Origin of the sequence: Sphingopyxis sp. Root154, from assembly GCF_001427105.1 — a bacterium.
Taxonomy (GTDB): Bacteria; Pseudomonadota; Alphaproteobacteria; order Sphingomonadales; family Sphingomonadaceae; genus Sphingopyxis.
Window position 1 is genome coordinate 501,815 of the sequence record NZ_LMGI01000001.1, and the last position, 15,996, is coordinate 517,810.

The 15,996-nt window shown below is 65.4% G+C and carries 16 protein-coding genes and 1 tRNA gene; 5 read left to right on the plus strand and 12 right to left on the minus strand.

What is annotated here, in order from left to right; genetic code table 11:
- Positions 1-25 precede the first annotated feature (25 nt).
- Positions 26-1,198, plus strand: coding sequence for a saccharopine dehydrogenase family protein (locus tag ASD73_RS02180; RefSeq protein WP_056369514.1), 1,173 nt, complete (start codon positions 26-28; stop codon positions 1,196-1,198).
- A 7-nt stretch (positions 1,199-1,205) separates the two neighbouring features.
- Positions 1,206-2,006: an acyl-CoA thioesterase gene (locus ASD73_RS02185; protein ID WP_056369512.1), complete on the plus strand. Its 801-nt coding sequence runs from the start codon at positions 1,206-1,208 to the stop codon at positions 2,004-2,006.
- Here ASD73_RS02185 and ASD73_RS02190 read toward each other — a convergent pair.
- From ASD73_RS02190 to ASD73_RS22115, 7 genes are all read right to left on the minus strand, one after another.
- Positions 1,997-3,352, minus strand: a complete 1,356-nt coding sequence (locus tag ASD73_RS02190; RefSeq protein WP_056369510.1) for an ATP-binding protein — start codon at positions 3,350-3,352, stop codon at positions 1,997-1,999. The genes ASD73_RS02185 and ASD73_RS02190 overlap by 10 nt on opposite strands.
- Complete coding sequence (locus tag ASD73_RS02195) at positions 3,349-4,083, minus strand: response regulator (RefSeq protein ID WP_056369508.1); 735 nt, start codon at positions 4,081-4,083, stop codon at positions 3,349-3,351. The genes ASD73_RS02190 and ASD73_RS02195 overlap by 4 nt, the downstream gene beginning before the upstream one ends.
- A 141-nt stretch (positions 4,084-4,224) precedes the next feature.
- On the minus strand, positions 4,225-4,824 hold the full coding sequence (locus ASD73_RS02200; protein ID WP_056369506.1) for an EF-hand domain-containing protein: 600 nt from the start codon (positions 4,822-4,824) through the stop codon (positions 4,225-4,227).
- Positions 4,825-4,957: 133 nt separating this feature from the next.
- Positions 4,958-5,905 carry an alpha/beta hydrolase gene (locus ASD73_RS02205; protein WP_082521312.1) on the minus strand — a complete coding sequence of 316 codons (948 nt, stop codon included), beginning with the start codon at positions 5,903-5,905 and terminating at the stop codon, positions 4,958-4,960.
- Positions 5,906-6,073: 168 nt separating this feature from the next.
- A complete protein-coding gene (locus tag ASD73_RS02210) occupies positions 6,074-6,301 on the minus strand; it encodes a hypothetical protein (protein WP_156377258.1) in 228 nt (75 codons plus the stop codon).
- Between the two features lie 152 nt (positions 6,302-6,453).
- On the minus strand, positions 6,454-8,727 hold the full coding sequence (locus tag ASD73_RS02215; protein ID WP_056369501.1) for a penicillin acylase family protein: 2,274 nt from the start codon (positions 8,725-8,727) through the stop codon (positions 6,454-6,456).
- Between the two features lie 270 nt (positions 8,728-8,997).
- A complete protein-coding gene (locus ASD73_RS22115) occupies positions 8,998-9,171 on the minus strand; it encodes a DUF1328 domain-containing protein (RefSeq protein ID WP_082521313.1) in 174 nt (57 codons plus the stop codon).
- A 241-nt stretch (positions 9,172-9,412) separates the two neighbouring features.
- Between ASD73_RS22115 and ASD73_RS02220 the strand changes: the two genes are divergently transcribed.
- On the plus strand, positions 9,413-9,916 hold the full coding sequence (locus tag ASD73_RS02220; protein ID WP_056370425.1) for an FKBP-type peptidyl-prolyl cis-trans isomerase: 504 nt from the start codon (positions 9,413-9,415) through the stop codon (positions 9,914-9,916).
- A gap of 44 nt (positions 9,917-9,960) precedes the next feature.
- Here the strand turns inward: ASD73_RS02220 and ASD73_RS02225 are convergent, their stop codons facing one another.
- The 3 genes from ASD73_RS02225 to ASD73_RS02235 form a co-directional block, all read right to left on the minus strand.
- Positions 9,961-10,653: a L,D-transpeptidase gene (locus tag ASD73_RS02225; RefSeq protein WP_056369499.1), complete on the minus strand. Its 693-nt coding sequence runs from the start codon at positions 10,651-10,653 to the stop codon at positions 9,961-9,963.
- A gap of 86 nt (positions 10,654-10,739) precedes the next feature.
- Complete coding sequence (locus ASD73_RS02230; RefSeq protein ID WP_056369497.1) at positions 10,740-11,042, minus strand: hypothetical protein; 303 nt, start codon at positions 11,040-11,042, stop codon at positions 10,740-10,742.
- A 205-nt stretch (positions 11,043-11,247) separates the two neighbouring features.
- Positions 11,248-11,321 (minus strand) — tRNA-Gly (locus ASD73_RS02235).
- A gap of 101 nt (positions 11,322-11,422) precedes the next feature.
- On the opposite strand from ASD73_RS02235, the gene dinB reads away from it, so the two are divergent.
- Positions 11,423-12,553 carry a DNA polymerase IV gene (dinB, locus tag ASD73_RS02240; protein WP_082521314.1) on the plus strand — a complete coding sequence of 377 codons (1,131 nt, stop codon included), beginning with the start codon at positions 11,423-11,425 and terminating at the stop codon, positions 12,551-12,553.
- Here the strand turns inward: dinB and ASD73_RS02245 are convergent.
- Positions 12,550-14,145, minus strand: a complete 1,596-nt coding sequence (locus ASD73_RS02245) for a peptide chain release factor 3 (RefSeq protein ID WP_056369495.1) — start codon at positions 14,143-14,145, stop codon at positions 12,550-12,552. The two genes, dinB and ASD73_RS02245, sit on opposite strands and share 4 nt — an antisense overlap.
- Before the next feature lie 30 nt (positions 14,146-14,175).
- Between ASD73_RS02245 and ASD73_RS02250 the strand changes: the two genes are divergently transcribed.
- On the plus strand, positions 14,176-14,874 hold the full coding sequence (locus ASD73_RS02250) for a hypothetical protein (protein WP_056369493.1): 699 nt from the start codon (positions 14,176-14,178) through the stop codon (positions 14,872-14,874).
- A 103-nt stretch (positions 14,875-14,977) separates the two neighbouring features.
- Here ASD73_RS02250 and ASD73_RS02255 read toward each other — a convergent pair whose 3' ends face one another.
- Complete coding sequence (locus ASD73_RS02255) at positions 14,978-15,973, minus strand: transferrin-binding protein-like solute binding protein (protein ID WP_156377259.1); 996 nt, start codon at positions 15,971-15,973, stop codon at positions 14,978-14,980.
- Positions 15,974-15,996: the final 23 nt, after the last annotated feature.

The following is a 15,996-nucleotide window of genomic DNA, read 5'->3' on the forward strand; positions in this document are numbered from 1 at the left end:
ACGTTTACGTAAAGGGAGGATAGCCATGGCGGGGACCCGCGAGTTCGACATCATTGTCTATGGCGCGACCGGTTTCACCGGGCGCCTTGTCGCCGAATATGTCGCCGCCCATTATGCGGGCCGCAAGGATGCGCCGAAATGGGCGATGGCGGGGCGCAGCGCCGACAAGCTTGCTGAGGTGCGTGATCTGATCGGCGCGCCCAAGGACACCCCGCTCGTCGTCGCCGATGCAAGCGATCCGGCGAGTCTCGATGCGATGGCGGCGCGCGCCGAGGTCATCCTGACCACCGTCGGCCCGTACCAGCTTTACGGGGGCGAACTCGTTGCCGCGTGCGTAAAGGCGGGCACCGCCTATGCCGACCTTTGCGGCGAGCCCGGCTGGATGCGCGAGATGATCGACGAACATCAGGACGCGGCCAAGGCATCGGGGGCGCGCATCACCTTCAGCTGCGGCTTCGATAGCATCCCGTTCGACCTCGGCGTCCATTTCCTGCAGGCCGAAGCGGTAAAACGCCACGGCAAGCCCGCACCGCGCGTCAAGGGCCGCGTGCGCAAGATGGCAGGCGGCGCCTCGGGCGGCACGATCGCCAGCCTCACCGAAACGATGAAGGCAATCGCGCGCAAACCCTCGCTTGCACTGCTGCTCAAATCCTCGTTCGCGTTGACCCCGGGCTTCGAAGGACCGTCTCAGCCGACCGGGCTGATCCCCGAATATGACAGCGCGACGGGAACGTGGACGGCGCCCTTCGTCATGGCGGCGATCAACACCAAGAATGTCCACCGCACCAACTTCCTGCTCGGTCATGCATGGGGCGCGGACCTCGTCTACGACGAGATGATGATGACGACGATCGGCGACGCCGGGAAAGCGATGGCGGAAGCGATTGCCAAGGCGAACCCGTTCGGCGAATCCAAGCTCCAGCCGGGCGAAGGCCCGAGCAAGGAAGAGCGCGAAAACGGCTTCTACGACATCCTCTTCGTCGGCGAATATCCCGACGGGACGAGCGTTCGTGCAAGCGTCCAGGGCGACCGCGACCCCGGCTATGGCTCGACGTCGAAGATGCTCGCCGAAACGGGCATCGCTTTGCTCGCGGACAAGGGCCAAGGCGGCATCTGGACCCCGGGTGCGCTGCTCGGCGACGCATTGATCGAGCGGCTGACGGCCAATGCCGGACTGACTTTCCAGATCGAGGACTGAAGACAACATGACGATCTCTCCCAGCGCGCTCGACGCGCTGCTCTCGACACTGAGCACCGAAGAGGGCGTGGCCAAGGCGCATATCGACGAAGGATGGATGCAGGGGCGCACCGCCTATGGCGGGATCAGCTCGGCGGTCGCGCTCGCGGGCACGATGGCGCTCCACCCGACCGACACGCCGCTGCGTTATGCGCAGATCAGCTTCGTCGGCCCCGTCGGCGGCGATTGCACCGTCGAAACGCGCGTGCTGCGCCAGTCGAAATCTTCGCTGTTCATCGACGCCGGCGTGTCGAGCGATCAGGGCTTCGGCACCGCTGCGGTCTTCGCCTTTTCAGGCGACCGCAAGAGCCACCTCGACCATGATCGCCTGTCGGTGCCCGACGCGCCCGCCCCCGAGACGCTCGCACCGGTGCCCGATCATCACGCGCGCCCGTCTTTCACGCGCCATTTCGACATGCGCCCGACCACCGGCCCGCGCTTCGGGTGGAAAAGCGATGTCGGCGAATATCTGACCTGGGTTCGCTTCGTCGAGGAGCCCGCGTGCCATCCGGCGGTCGCGCTGCTCGCGATGGGCGACGCCCTTCCCCCCGCGGCGATGGCGCTGTTCACCGAATTCGGGCCGATCAGCTCGATGAACTGGACGGTCAATATGCTCACCGGCGCGCCGACGACCGACGATGGCTGGTGGCTGCTGTCAGCCAAGACGGGCTATGCTCGCCACGGGCTGTCGGTGCAGGACATGATGCTGTGGAACCGCGCCGGGGAACCCGTCCTCAGCGGCAGTCAGGCGATCGCGATCTACGCCTGAACCGGCAGCGCGATCACCGCATCGAGACCGCCGCCGGAACGATTGCTCAGCGCCAACACCCCGCCCTCACCCTCGGCGATGTCGCGTGCGATCGACAGGCCCAGCCCGGCACCGCCGGTCGCGCGATTGCGCGATTGTTCGCCGCGTGCGAAGGGTTCGATCAGCGTCTTGATCTGCTCGTCGGTCAGGCCGGGGCCGTCGTCGGAAACGATAATCCGCGCCAATGCTCCGTCGGTGTCAACCGACAGCCGCGCCCGCACGCCATAAGCGATCGCATTGTCGGCAAGATTGCGCAGCGCACGCTTGAGCAGCATCGGCCGCGCCAGCACGGCGGCGTCGGCAATATCGCCGATTTCGACATCCTTGCCGCGCTCCTGATAATCGGCCGCGAGTTCGCCGATCAATTCGCGCAGCGGGATACGCTCGCGCGCCTCGGTTCCCGCACCCGATCGCGCCAGCGCCAAAATATCGCTCAGCATCGCGGTCATTTCCTCGATGCTCGCGATCATCTTGTCGCGCAGCGTCTCCTCCTCGACCTGCTCGACACGCACGCGCAGGCTGGCGAGCGGGGTGCGCAAATCGTGGCCGACGGCACCGAGCATCCGGTCCTTATCCGACAGCATCGCCGAAATTCGGCCGCGATAGGCGTTGAACGCACCGATCAGCTCGCGCACATCCGACGGCCCCTCTTCCTCGAGCGGCTCGGCATCGCGCAGCGCCGGATTGGCGCGCGCGGCGCGCGTCAGGTCGCGCAGCGGCCGCGCCGCGCGCCACGCGATCAGCATGATCGGAACCAGCAGCAACAGATAGAGCGACAGCGTCTGCCAGACGAGGAAACCCTGCAGCCGGTTGCCGCCCGCAGCAATCCGCGTTCGCACCGCGAAATAGCGCCCGTCGACCTTCGCGACGACAATGACGGCCCGATCTGGAAAGGCGGGCCGGCGCAGTCGCTGCCGTTCGCGCGGCGGGAGCGCCCACGCGTCGACCATGGTCGCAGGAATATTGGTCTCGCCGAGCAAACCTTCGACATAGGCGGCAAGGTCGGGCACCCGGACGGCGCCGACGGAGATCGGGGGGGGATGATCGGAGATCACCAGCTTCTGGGCACGCTCGCGCGCCTCGTGCCGCTCGCGTTCGTTCCGCGGCGGCCTGAAGTCGCCGCGCCGGTCGCGCTCGATCGCATCGATGATCCGCGCGACGGCCATGCCGCCGCCGTGCGCCAGGGTCTGTTGCCGCATCCCGCGCGACAGCAGCACGAAATTGATCGCCTGCGCGACGAACAGCATCACCGCGACCGCAAAGACGAGCTGGCCGACAAGGCTTTTGGGCCACAACCGCAGTTTCACGCCGCCGGGCCCATCCGCTTGACCTCGCACGCCAGCGTATAGCCCCCGCCCCACACCGTTTTGACGATCTGCGGATGCGCGGCGTCGACCTCGATCTTCTTGCGCAGCCGGCTGACCAGATTGTCGATCGCGCGGTCGAAGATATCGGCCTCGCGCCCGCGCACCATGTCGAGCAGGCGGTCGCGGCTCATCACCTGCCGCGGATGGCGGACCAGCGCGTGGAGCAGATGATATTCGCCCGACGACAGCGCGACCTCATTGCCTTCGCCATCGACCAGCACGCGCTCGACTTCGCGCAGCACCCAGTCGCCAAAAGCATAATAGGTGCCGCCCGGATCGAGCGCGCGCCCGCCCTGCTGCGTGCGGCGCAGCACGGTGCGGATGCGCGCGACCAGCTCGCGGGGGTTGAAGGGTTTGACGACATAATCGTCGGCGCCGATCTCCAGCCCGATGATCCGCTCGGTATCCTCGGCGCGCGCGGTCAGCAGGATGACGGGAATGCTGCTCGTCTCGCGCAAATGGCGGGTCAGCGACAGGCCGTCCTCGCCGGGCATCATGATGTCGCTGACGACCAGGTCGACGCCCTGCGCGCGCAGCACCGATCGCGCTTCGGCGGCGCTCGCGACGTCGGTCACCGCAAAACCCTGCGCGGTCAGATATTCTCCCAGCGGCTCGCGGATCGACGGCTCGTCATCGATCAGCAGGATGCGGGGCGTGTCGCTATCGGTCATCGGGTTTCCGTCAAAAGAAATGCTAGTTCGCCCACCGGCCGGGGGGGCCGATGGGCGATAGCTGACAGGGACCGGCGCCAAAGGCAATGCCGGGAGGGGAGGAAGGCCCTACGCTTTGCCGCCGAGTCCCTGCCAAATGGCTTACTGGCTCGCGGGAGCGGCCGGAGCCGCGCCGCGCTTGGCGCGCCATGCGCCGCGCTGGGCCTGACGTTCCTCGGCGGTCACCTGACCATCCTTGTTCGCGTCAGCGGCGTCGAAACGCGCCAGCGCAGCGGTCTGGAACTCGGCCTGGCTGATCGCCTTGTCGCCATCGGTGTCGGCCTTGCCCATCATGCGGCCGCCCATGCCGTGGTGACCACCGCGCTTGCCATGACCGCCGCGCATGCCGTGACGCTTGCCTTCGCCGGCTTCACCGGCTTCGGCACGCTTTTCACCGCGTTCGGCGCGCTTGGCGGCACGATCGGCGCCATGCTTGTCCCATTCGGCCTTGCTGATGCTCCCATTGCCGTCGGCGTCGAGGCTGGCGAAGATTTTCGCCTGCCGCTCGGCACGCTGCGCGGCGCGGTCGGTGGCGTCGAGTTTGCCATCCTTGTTCGCATCCATCTTGGCGAACATCTGCGTAGCCCGGGCCTGCGCGTCGGCTCGGGTCTGCACGGCATTGCCGTCGGCGCCGGGTGCGGCAAGAACGGGCACGGCCACCAATGCGGCGGCGAGCGTAAAGAGCGAGGTTTTCTTGTTCACGTAACGAACTCCTTCATGGGTCTGTCCGGGAATGAGCCGGAACCCGATGAAGCCGTTCTAGGCGCGGTTTGTCCCAGCGACGTGCCGGATCGACGGAAAATTGTCGCAAACTGTCGCAAAAACCCCCTGCCGTTCATTTCGCCGCAAGCGGCACCGGGAGCAGATAAGTCATCCCCTTGGTGAAGCCGCGCGGCGCGACCGACACATGGTCCTCGTCATTCAGCACGTCCGCCCGGATTTGCAGCCCCGGATAGGCGCGCCGTTTCAGTATTTCGACCAGCGCATTGCTGTCCCCAACCATATCCACGCGCTTGTTGAAGCGCGGATCGGCGGCGCGCGCCGCTTCATATTCGCCGGTATAGACATAGACTTTCACCGGCATGTCGCGGTTTGCTGCCGCATAGGCCTTTTCCAGCGCGAACATATGCCGCTTGCCGTACCAAAGCGACGGGCTTCCCAGGATATAGCCGCTGAACATTTCGGGTTCGGTGAACAATATCTGTGTCCCCAGAAGGGCACCGTAGGAATGGCCGAGAAACAGCTTTTGCCGGGAATCGGTTCGATAGCGGCGCGCAACAAAAGGCATAGCCTGATCGCGCAAATAGGTCTGGTATGCGGCGCCCCCGCCGTGGACCGCGTCGGCCGGCGCGTCGCTCGGCCCTTCGGCGGTCGGGGTATAGTCACGCCGCCGACTCTGCACCGGATCGTCGCCCTTGGCATAGGACAAGCCGACCAGAATGAACTCCTGCACCTTCGGGCCTTCGACGTTCAATCGCCGAGCAATTTGCCGGACGACCGGGAAGGCATAGTCGGCATCAGTGACGTAGAGCACCGGATAGGCGCGTTGTGGATCCTTTGCATAAGAGGACGGAAGGCTGACGAAGACCTGATAAACCCGACCCGAAACCGGATCAGGCACGTCCCAAACCTCGCTGCCCAGCAGGGCATAGGGTTTCCCCTGGCCTTCTTGAACGACCTGCGCCGCGACTGCCTTGCCGTCGGAACCTTCTGTAGCTGCACCGCTACATCCCCAAAGCAGCGCCACACCCAAGGCCGCCGCTGCCTTATATCCCCCTGCCATCGCTGCCGAATCTCCGCCGCCCGTCCCTCACTGCCCGCCAATCCGCAATCAGCGACCGGCTGGCAATGGCACCGCGCGGCCTGAACAGGTCGGCCGTTCATGCCGCGCGGCAGAGTGTTGAAAGAGGGCAACCCGTGCTGGTCCGGCTGCCCTCCCGCGAATATGACCCTATGGGCTTACGGGGGAATCGTCGTCTTTGTCGGCGACCAGGATGATCGCGCCGATGCCAACCAGCAGGCCGACAAGCCCGATGATCCAGCTCGAATTGCCCTCAAGTTCGTTTTGGCCGTCCGAGCCCGACGCAGCGCGCGCGACGGGCGCTGCAGAGGCGACAACAGGCGCGACGATCATAGACGCTGCGGCGAGTGATATTGCGAGTTTCCTTAGCATGACCATGTCATTCTCCGTCCAAGGGAATCTACCCTGTCCCCAGCAACGTACCGCAGCATCCATCGATCCGCCACGATCGGAGCCCTGCCTTCGGTTCGCCCCCGAATTGACACGGGTGGGAGAAAATCGGCGCGCCCCCGCGCCCGGCTACGGCGCCGTCACTCCCTGATCCGCACCGGCTTGCCGGCCGCATCGGCGGCGATTTCCGCCGTACCGAAGGGCAGGCGATGCCATTTCTTTTCCGAATAGAGATGCGTCTGATCGGCGAAATGCGGCGAGGCCGGATCGGGCGACTGCGAATAGCTGAGCACCGCATCGGCGACGGGACCGGCGTCATCGAACCCGACGATCTGGATATAGCTCGACCCATGATACGGCGTGATGCCGCCCGGCACCGGGTTCGACGCCTGGAAGTTGAGCACGCCCGCACCGCCCTCGCCGCCATGCACCGCGATCCGTTCCTTGCCGCGCGGCGCGAACTGGACATCACCCCAGCGCGCGTCGAGCGCGATCCCCTCCTTGTCGAGCTGCGCCGTCGCGGCGCCCAGCGCGGCGAGCAGCTTCGTCGCGGTGTCGCCGGTCGTCACCATGTCGCGGGGCGTATGAACGGGATCGGCGACGTCGAACGCCACGCCCCACAGGTCGGGGATACGGCTCGCCGCTTTCCAGAAGACGGTGAACAGATAGGCGCCGCGGCTGTCGACGTCGAACCGGCGGTCCCATCCTTCCAGCGCCTGGCATCCGCGCGCGACGTCGGACTTGCCGCGGCAGAGGCCCAGCAACCGGTCCATCGCCAGCTCGGCCGCCAGGCTCTTGTTGGCAAAGGTCAGTTCCTTCGCCGCGGCATGATCGACCTTGACCCCCGGCTTGCCCCCCTCGCCGTTCAGCATGCGATCGAGTTCGATAAAGTTCGACCGCGTGCGCAGCGACAAGAGGCTCTCCGCGCGGCCGAGGATCGGCGACAGCGGCGCGTGCGGCATCTTGGCGTTGCTCATCCAGTAGCTGTCGTTGCTGTTCGCGACATAGTCGCGCCGCGCATAGACCGCCTGCGACGCGGCGGGCATCATTCCGGGAACGGGCGTCCCCGGTGCGGTATCCCAGTCGCACGACGATCGCGCGCCGTCGAGCAGCGTCATTCGATCCGCGGACAGCGCCGACAGCGGGGTCGCGCACGCTTTCATCTTCTCCGCCGACAAATTGGGAACCACCGTCACATCGGCGTGCAGCACGTCGCCGTTGCGGTCGGCGGCGATCGTGTTGACCCAGGGAATGCCCAGCGTTTGCTCGACCGCTGCCCGGACCTCGCCGACATTGCGCGCCCGCGCGATGCGCACCCATGTGCCCAGCGCGCGCTGGTTGCCCTTATTGCCCTCACGCACCGCAAAGGCGGTGGTGGCATTCCACGCGAGACCCGACGCGGGCAAAACCACAAGCGGGCCATAGCGTGTCGAATAGAGCGTGCGCGTCGCGGCGGCACCGCCGCCCATCGGCACGCTGATCGTCCGCGAGGCCATTTTCTCGGACTTGCCGTCGACCAGATAGGCGGTGGGGTCCGATGGATCGATCGTCAGCTGGAACAACGTCGAATGCCGCGCCGCGGTCACCGTATGCGTCCATGCGACGTCGCGATTGAAGCCGAGGATCGGCAGCGGCGAGCCGGCGATCCCGACCCCCATGACGTCGAGCTTGCCGGGCACGGTCACATGCATCTGCCAGAATCGGTTGGGCCCGGTCCACGGGAAATGGGGATTGCCGATGACCATGCCGCGGCCGTCGGCGGTCACGTCGCCGCCGAACGCCCAGCCGTTGCTGCCCATGACCACGTCATTTTGGCCGGGCAAGGCGTCGCCGGGACGCATGGCCTGCTTGCCGCCCGGCGGCGCGGCATTGGCGATGCCGCTCGCCAGCGCCAGCGTCCCCAGGATCATGTTCTTTTCGTTGAGCCGCAGCAGGTCGTCGGTCGTGATCGGCCGCACCCACGCCTTGCCGCGGCACGCCTCGGGCACGCCCTCGGGCCCGATTTCGCGCAGCCAGCGATTATAACCGGCGACATAACCGTCGGTCGTCAGCGCCACTTCGCGCCCCTGCGCCTTCGCGCCCGCCTGCAGGCGCGGCAGGTCGATGACCGACCGGAAAAATAAATCGGACGACAGATTGTCGACGGGGGCAAAGCCCAGCACCGCTTTGGCTTCGGGGCCAAAATGAAGCGACCGCTCGCCCGCGACCGTCGCGAATTCCTCGGCGATCATGCACAGATTGTCCTGCGCATAGGCATAGCCGACGCCATAGCCCGCGCCGCGCCAGTCCTTTGCCGTGATATGCGGGATGCCGTAACTCGTCCGGACGATCGTCGCGTCGTAACGCTCCTTCGCCGCCGCCGGCATGACCAGCATCGCGCCGGCGAGCGCCGCCGGTATCAGATATTTCGACATCGATCCCCCTGTCGGCCCCGCGGCCGCCGTTCCTTTGGTGCGCGGTAAGTGACGGATTCGCGGCCCGAAATCCAGCACCATTTGGGCGACAAGCCATGAACTAACGGCATGGGATCGAGTAGCCAGAAACAGGTAAGCCCCGTCGCATTTCTGCGGCGGGGCTCCCTAGGTTCCGTCCGAAGACAGGAACCAGATTCTACCTTCTCTTTCGATCGAGTAGATCAATGAAACGCCGCAGGTTCGACGTGGTTCCCGCGGCGTCCGAATTTTTTATGTGATCTTTCGCGCCGCCGCCGATCCGAGGATCAGGAACAGGACAACGAGCGCAAGGCCGACAAAGAACAGGATCTTGGCAATCCCCGCCGCGGCACCCGCGACGCCGCCAAAGCCGAGCACTGCCGCGACCAGCGCGATCACCGCAAAGATCAAAGCCCATTTGAACATCTGTTGTCTCCTTCGATTGTCCAGAGCAGGACGCCCGGCACCGGCTTCGAAAGCCCGCGAAACAGGTCTTCCGAATGGCGAAACGGCCGGTGGCCGCGCCTCAAGTCTCTGATTGATGTGTACGAAGGTGAAACGAGGGATGCCAACGAAGGTTCCTGCCGCTCCTCGATGTCGCGACCGATAGGCTATTGCCTATTCGGCCCGCGATGCGTTTATGCGTGCAACGATCGAGGGAGTTCTCATGTATCTATCGTCTTTGAACCGGCTGCTCGCGGCTGCCGCATTGGGCAGCTGCATTCCGGCCGCCGCCTCCGCCCAGCAGGCCGAAACACCGCCCACCGAAGGCACCGCTTACCTCAACAAACAGATGGCGGCGCTCGCCGAACGCCACGGCGCCGACGGCTGGCGCGTGACGCCCAGCGGGCTGCGGTGGCGCCGGATCGCGGGCGACGGCAGCGGCGCACACCCCGGCCCGGCCGATAACGTCACCGTCCATTATGTCGGCACCTTTGCCGATGGCCGCGAATTCGACAGCTCGGTGCGGCGCGGCGAACCGACGAGCTTCCCGCTCAACCGCGTGATCGAAGGCTGGCAGGAAGGCGTCGCGCTGATGGGCGTGGGCGATAAGGTCGAACTCGCGATCCCCTGGCAGCTCGCCTACGGCCCCGTCGGCAAGGGCCCGATCCCCGGCGGCGCAACCCTGCTGTTCACGGTCGAGCTGCTCGGCGTCGAACCGGCTGGATAACCCATAGAGGCGTCGACGAGCGCAATGGCCGAGCCACCGGCACCTCAGGAAGCGGCCGCACTGGGGCGCGGCTGAACGCGCAAGAGCGGAAAGACCGCCTCGAGCGGCTTGGTGTCGGGCAGCACATAGACATATCCACCCTTCTTCTGGAAAAGCGGACGAACGCTCTTGTTATAGAGCGCCAAGGGGACGTTGATACATCCGAACGTGATGCGGTTGTCGTCGATGCCGGGCGACAACATCCGCTGGCGGCGGCGTTCCTTCTGGCTGCCCTTCGGGATCGGATGGAGCGCCACCGACGTGGCATAGTCGACCCAGAGCACCCTCTGCCGTCCCGCCGCGATCCCGAATTTCGCCAGAAAACGCCCGGCGGGCGTGGTCCGCTCGGCGGGGCCGATCTCGGCGAGATCCTTCGATCCAATCCCCGGAGTGGCCTCGTCGCCGGGCGCGACGCCGATGAGCACCGGGGCGCGGCCGAGCAATTTCCCTTTGGCATCGAACAGGAACATCGATGCCGCAGGTTTGTCGATGATGATGTATGGCAAGGCGCCATTGTCGCCCGACGCGGCTACCCAATCGGCGACCCGCGTCGCGGCTTCCGAGCGGGGTTCCGCATCCGGGGTTTCGGCACCACTTACCTGCGACGCCGCCGGCCCTGACGCTGCAGGCTCCGACAACGCCGCGGACACCGGAACGGTCAGCGCAAATCCCGCCAGCGCCGCGAAGACTTTGATCATAGGTCGATGCACTCGAATGAAGGGCGCCGTCGCCCGCGGGCGACGGCGCCGAAAATCAGGATCTCAGCAATTACGGCCGTGCCGCATCAATTGCGCGGCCGCTTCGCCTGGGCCTGCTGCATCCGCTGCTCGATGCCATCGACGCGGCCGTTGAGCTGATCGAGGCGCTGGCCATTATTCTGCGCCTGTCCAGATGCGGCCTGCGCTTCGGTCAATGCCTGTTTCGCGGTGGCGTCGGTCGCCTGCAACTGCGCTTCGAGCGCATCGACGCGCTGGCTGACGACGGCGACCTGCTCGCGTACGAAGCCTTTCGTCGCACAGCCGCCCAGACCCAGGGAAGCGGTCAAAATCACAACCACGGGTGCTAGTTTTTTCAGAGATGGGGACATAGGAATTCTCCTGATCGTTGATGCCCCCCACCCGGCCGGTCCAAGCCGAGCGACGCCGCGCAAACAACGCGATTCTGTCCGGCTGTGCATCGGTTCAGGCAGATCGATAACGCCGGCATGTCGCGGCGGGTTCCGGAGCCTTGCCGGCGCAAAAAGGCTGCCAGCCAAAGCCCGGAATTACCCCGTCATCGATGCATGATTTTGGTGGAGCGGGTAGCGGGAATCGAACCCGCCTAGCTAGCTTGGAAGGCTAGAGCATTACCACTATGCTATACCCGCATTCCCAAGGTCGGCGGCGATTGCCATTTTGCCACCTTTGCGTCAAGCGCTTCGTCAAGCGCGCCATTGAGAACATCATGGCAACATGCTAAAGATGCGCCGTGCAAGACGGCGACGATCATGGACCTGACGACGGCGCGGATGCCCCGGTCCGCAAGATCATCCATGTCGATATGGATGCCTTTTATGCCTCGGTCGAACAGCGCGACGATCCGTCGCTGCGCGGCAAGCCCGTCGCGGTCGGGGGTTCGTCGCGGCGCGGGGTCGTTGCCGCCGCCAGCTATGAAGCGCGCAAGTTCGGCGTCCGCTCGGCGATGCCCAGCATCACCGCGAAGCGCCAGTGCCCCGGCCTGATCTTCGTCCCCCCGCGCTTCGAGGTCTATCGCGACATCTCGCACCAGATTCGCGCGATCTTCCGCGACTATGCCGACGAGGTCGAACCGCTGTCACTCGACGAAGCCTATCTCGACGTAAGCGCCGACAAGGCCGGGCTTGGCAGCGCGACCGCGGCGGCGAAACTGATCCGCCAGCGCATCCGCGAAGAAACCGGCCTCACGGCCTCCGCCGGCGTCTCGTACAATAAATTCATCGCCAAGCTCGCCTCGGATCAGAACAAGCCCGACGGCATCACGATCGTCCCGCCCGGCAAGGGCGCCGCCTTCGTCCAGACGCTCTCGATCCGCCGCTTCCACGGCATCGGCCCGGTGACCGCGGCGAAGATGGAAGGGCTTGGCGTCTTCTCGGGCGCCGATCTCGCGGACAAGGACCCGATGTGGCTCGCCGAGCATTTCGGCAACAGCGCCGAATGGCTCTTCCGCCTCGCGCGCGGGATCGACCATCGCCGCGTCAAGTCGAACCGGCCGCTGAAATCCTTGGGCGGCGAGCGGACCTTCTTCAACGATCTGATCACCGACACCGAAATCCGCGAGGCGCTCGCGCATGTCTGCACCGTCGTCTGGGACCGGGCGGCGAAAAAGGGCGCGCGCGGCCGTACGGTGACGCTCAAGCTGCGCTACGCCGATTTCCGGACGATCACGCGGGCGAAGTCGGTCGCCGCGCCGATCCTCGATGGCAATTCGCTGCTCGCCGCGGGCGAAGCGATCCTCGCGCCCCTGCTCCCGACCGAACAGGGCATCCGCCTGCTCGGCGTCACGCTGAGCAAGTTCGAGGGGGAAGAGGATGACGAGGACGAGGTTGAGGCGGCACCCGCCGACCTGCTTAGCCTGATTTAGTCGGCCACCGCGAAACGCCGTTCTTTGGTCGCCGTAAACCGGATCGCCGGGTGGCGCTGCGTCACATAGCCGACCTCCCACGCATCCTTCGCCATGAACACCGGCGCACCGTCGCGGTCGGTCGCGCTGGCGCCGCGATGATCGGCCTGAAACGCTTTCAGCGCCGCCGCATCGTCGCTCGCGATCCAGCGCGCGGTGTCCCACGGCGACTGCTCGAGCTTCGCCTCGACCTTATATTCGGCATCGAGACGGCTGATCAGCACTTCCAGCTGCAGTTGCCCGACGACGCCAACGATCATGTTCGACCCGATTTCGGGATAGAAGACCTGGATGATCCCCTCCTCCGCCATATCGTCGAGCGCCTTCCGCAGCTGCTTGGTCTTCGTCGGATCGACGAGCGCGACGCGGCGCAGCAGTTCGGGGGCGAAGTTCGGCAGCCCCGTGATCGTAATGTCGGTGCGTTCGGACAAAGTATCGCCGACGCGCAAGGTGCCATGGTTCGGGATGCCGATGATGTCGCCCGGAAAGGCTTCCTCGGCCATCTCACGGTCCTGCGCGAGGAACAGCATCGGGCGGCTGATCGCGATCGCCTTGCCCGTGCCGCCCTGCATCAGCCGCATCCCGCGTTCGAACTTGCCCGAACACAGCCGCATGAAGGCGATGCGGTCACGGTGCGCGGGGTTCATGTTCGCCTGCACCTTGAACACGAAGCCGGTCACCGCGTCGTCGTCCGGCTGCACCGGTGCGGGTTCGGCAGGCTGCGGCTGCGGTCCGGGTGCGTGGTTCGCCAGCGCCGACAACAGGTCGATGACACCGAATTCCTTCAGCGCCGATCCGAAATAGACCGGCGTCAGATCGCCAGCGCGGTAAGCCGCGGCATCGAAGGGCGCATAGCAAGCCGACGCCAGCTCGGTTTCTTCCTTGAGGTGCGCGAGCCCACGCTCCGAAAGCTCCGCTGCCAGCGCCGGGTCGTCGAGTCCCGCAACCTTCGCGCGGTGACCTTCGTACATGCGCGAGGCGTCGCCGCCCGGCTTCATGATCGCCGGATCGACGAGGTCGTAGATTCCTTCGAACTGCCCGCCCATGCCCGCGGGCCAGTTCATCGGGCAGACGTCGAGCGCGAGACGGTCGGCGACCTCGTCGAGCAGTTCGAACGGTGGCAAGCCCTCGCGGTCGACCTTGTTGATGAAGGTGATGATCGGCACCGAGCGGAGGCGGCACACTTCGAACAGCTTGAGCGTCTGCGGCTCGATGCCCTTCGCGGCGTCGATCACCATCACCGCGCTGTCGACGGCGGTGAGCGTGCGGTAGGTGTCTTCCGAGAAATCCTCGTGGCCCGGGGTGTCGAGCAGGTTGAAGACGAGTCCCGCATGTTCGAAGGTCATGACCGACGAGGTCACCGAAATCCCGCGCTGCTGTTCGATCTTCATCCAGTCGGAGCGCGCACGCCGCGCCTGTCCGCGCGCCTTGACCTCGCCCGCGATGTGGATCGCGCCGCCGGCGACGAGCAATTTCTCGGTCAGCGTCGTTTTACCCGCGTCGGGATGCGAGATGATGGCGAAGGTACGGCGGTCGGGGTGCTTCTGGGACATGGCGCGGGCGCCTAGCAGGTGGGGCGGGATGTGGAAAGGGGCTGGCGCGCGCACGCCGATGGCCGCATGATCGCCGCTATGCGCACCCCGCTCGCCCTGGCCTCGCTTGCCGTCGCCCTGATCGCCGCCCCTGCCGCGGCGCAGTCTTCACCCTTCGTCGGCGAATATAGCCTCGCCGAAGGCCCCGACGTCGGCGGCGGGCTGCTGATCCGCAATGACGGTCGCTTCCAATATATGCTCGCCGCGGGGGCGCTCGACGAGCAAGCCGAGGGACGCTGGGAAGTTCGCGGCGACATGATCTGCCTCACCACCGATCCCAAGCCGGTGCCGCCCGCATTGGAGAAGGGCGCGCTGGTCGAAGTAGAGGGCGCCGTCCCTACCCTGCTCGTCACCTGGCCGGGCGGCAAAGGGATTCCGGGGGTCGATTTCACGATCGGTTTCGACAGCGGCGATCCTATGGAGGACTACACCCAGACCTATGGCTGGACGATGCCCGAAGACGACAAGCGCATCCCGCGCTGGGTCGAGGTGCGCGAACCGATCTATGGCATCACGGCGCCGCGTTTCGAGCTGGCCGAAGCCGATGGCGGCAAGCTGCGCGTCATCATCGTCCCCAACGATATCGGTGTCGTGAATTTCGAGGGCGCCTGTGCAGAGAAGACCGAGCGCGGGCTTACCCTGCATCGCGCGGAGGGCGACATGCGGTTCGTGCGGCTGGGCAGCGAATGACCGGCTAAAGCTTGGCTAGAAGCCGTTTACCGCGCATGCTGCAACGCCGGGAATCTGCCATGGCCGACGACATCGACGCCGCCGAAACGCCCGAGCGAGCGCGTCACTCTTTTTTCCCGACGACTGCGCCGGCGCCAACGCCGCCTCCCCCCACGAGTGAAAAGCTTCCCCCCATTTCCGCCGCCGCGGGACCGTAAAAATAGCCGCCCAGATTGGCCGAGTAGGTGCCGCCGCCGCTTGTGTTGCCGCTGAACTGGTTGCCCATGCTGATCGATCCGTCGATGCTATGCGTGCCAAGGCTTTTCCGGCTGCCATTGACCACATTCTGTCCTGTCAGATCCATGTCGAAAGCGAATGTTCCCGCTCCGAAATTTGCGGAGAATGTGCTGGGACCCGAAAGGGCATATACACCGGCAGCATCCGAAAACTGTCCGTCGATCCTCGTACGATAATTTGACGTCCCGGTCCGCGGCATATCGCTGGCGGCCGTCTGCACCCCGAAGGTGAAGAACGCCGTGTCGACATCGAGGTTCGCCCCCTTATCGACGATCGTCTGCAGCGCTCCGTAACTCGCATATGTCAACGCAAGCTCCGTGTTGGCGGCACCGGGGTTGAACAGGGCGAGATTTTCGCGCTTGTTACCGCTGACCTTTTCGTAAACCGAAATGACCGGAGTGCTTTCGCCAGACTGTCTGTTCGCCGCCGCGAACGTGGACTGAGGCAGGTTGATCCCCACCACCGTATAGGATTGCGTGCTCGCGTCATATCGCACCAGGGCGCTCGAATTTAGAGCCGCTGCACGCTGCGTTGCGCCTCCGGTCGATCGCAGAACATTATATTGCATAACCCCCGCGCGGCCGACGAAATCCTCGCTGACCCTCAAATTCGCAAGCGAGGCATTGGGCTGGGCGGGTGGCGGCGGCGTGGATGTGAGGCCCCCGCCCCCTCCGCCGCCGCAGGCTGACAAAGCGACGCAAGAGAGACCAACAAGCACAAACCGCTGGTAATGCATAAAATTCCCCCCGAACAATCCCGCCATCTTGCCGCGATCTGTAATCCCGTCAAGGCCGATAAGACGCCCGGTCCGGGCACGCGACATTCTTCGGACGACGCCTCCCTTCG

Excerpts from the sequence above, each read along its gene's own strand:
- ASD73_RS02220 (WP_056370425.1), top strand. The coding sequence starts at position 9,413 with ATGTATCTATCGTCTTTGAACCGGCTGCTCGCGGCTGCCGCATTGGGC.
- ASD73_RS02210 (WP_156377258.1), bottom strand. The coding sequence starts at position 6,301 with ATGGTCATGCTAAGGAAACTCGCAATATCACTCGCCGCAGCGTCTATG.
- ASD73_RS02195 (WP_056369508.1), bottom strand. The coding sequence starts at position 4,083 with ATGACCGATAGCGACACGCCCCGCATCCTGCTGATCGATGACGAGCCG.
- ASD73_RS02185 (WP_056369512.1), top strand. The coding sequence starts at position 1,206 with ATGACGATCTCTCCCAGCGCGCTCGACGCGCTGCTCTCGACACTGAGC.
- ASD73_RS02205 (WP_082521312.1), bottom strand. The coding sequence starts at position 5,905 with ATGGCAGGGGGATATAAGGCAGCGGCGGCCTTGGGTGTGGCGCTGCTT.
- ASD73_RS02255 (WP_156377259.1), bottom strand. The coding sequence starts at position 15,973 with ATGTCGCGTGCCCGGACCGGGCGTCTTATCGGCCTTGACGGGATTACA.
- ASD73_RS02230 (WP_056369497.1), bottom strand. The coding sequence starts at position 11,042 with ATGTCCCCATCTCTGAAAAAACTAGCACCCGTGGTTGTGATTTTGACC.
- ASD73_RS02180 (WP_056369514.1), top strand. The coding sequence starts at position 26 with ATGGCGGGGACCCGCGAGTTCGACATCATTGTCTATGGCGCGACCGGT.
- ASD73_RS22115 (WP_082521313.1), bottom strand. The coding sequence starts at position 9,171 with ATGTTCAAATGGGCTTTGATCTTTGCGGTGATCGCGCTGGTCGCGGCA.
- ASD73_RS02215 (WP_056369501.1), bottom strand. The coding sequence starts at position 8,727 with ATGTCGAAATATCTGATACCGGCGGCGCTCGCCGGCGCGATGCTGGTC.
- ASD73_RS02245 (WP_056369495.1), bottom strand. The coding sequence starts at position 14,145 with ATGTCCCAGAAGCACCCCGACCGCCGTACCTTCGCCATCATCTCGCAT.
- ASD73_RS02225 (WP_056369499.1), bottom strand. The coding sequence starts at position 10,653 with ATGATCAAAGTCTTCGCGGCGCTGGCGGGATTTGCGCTGACCGTTCCG.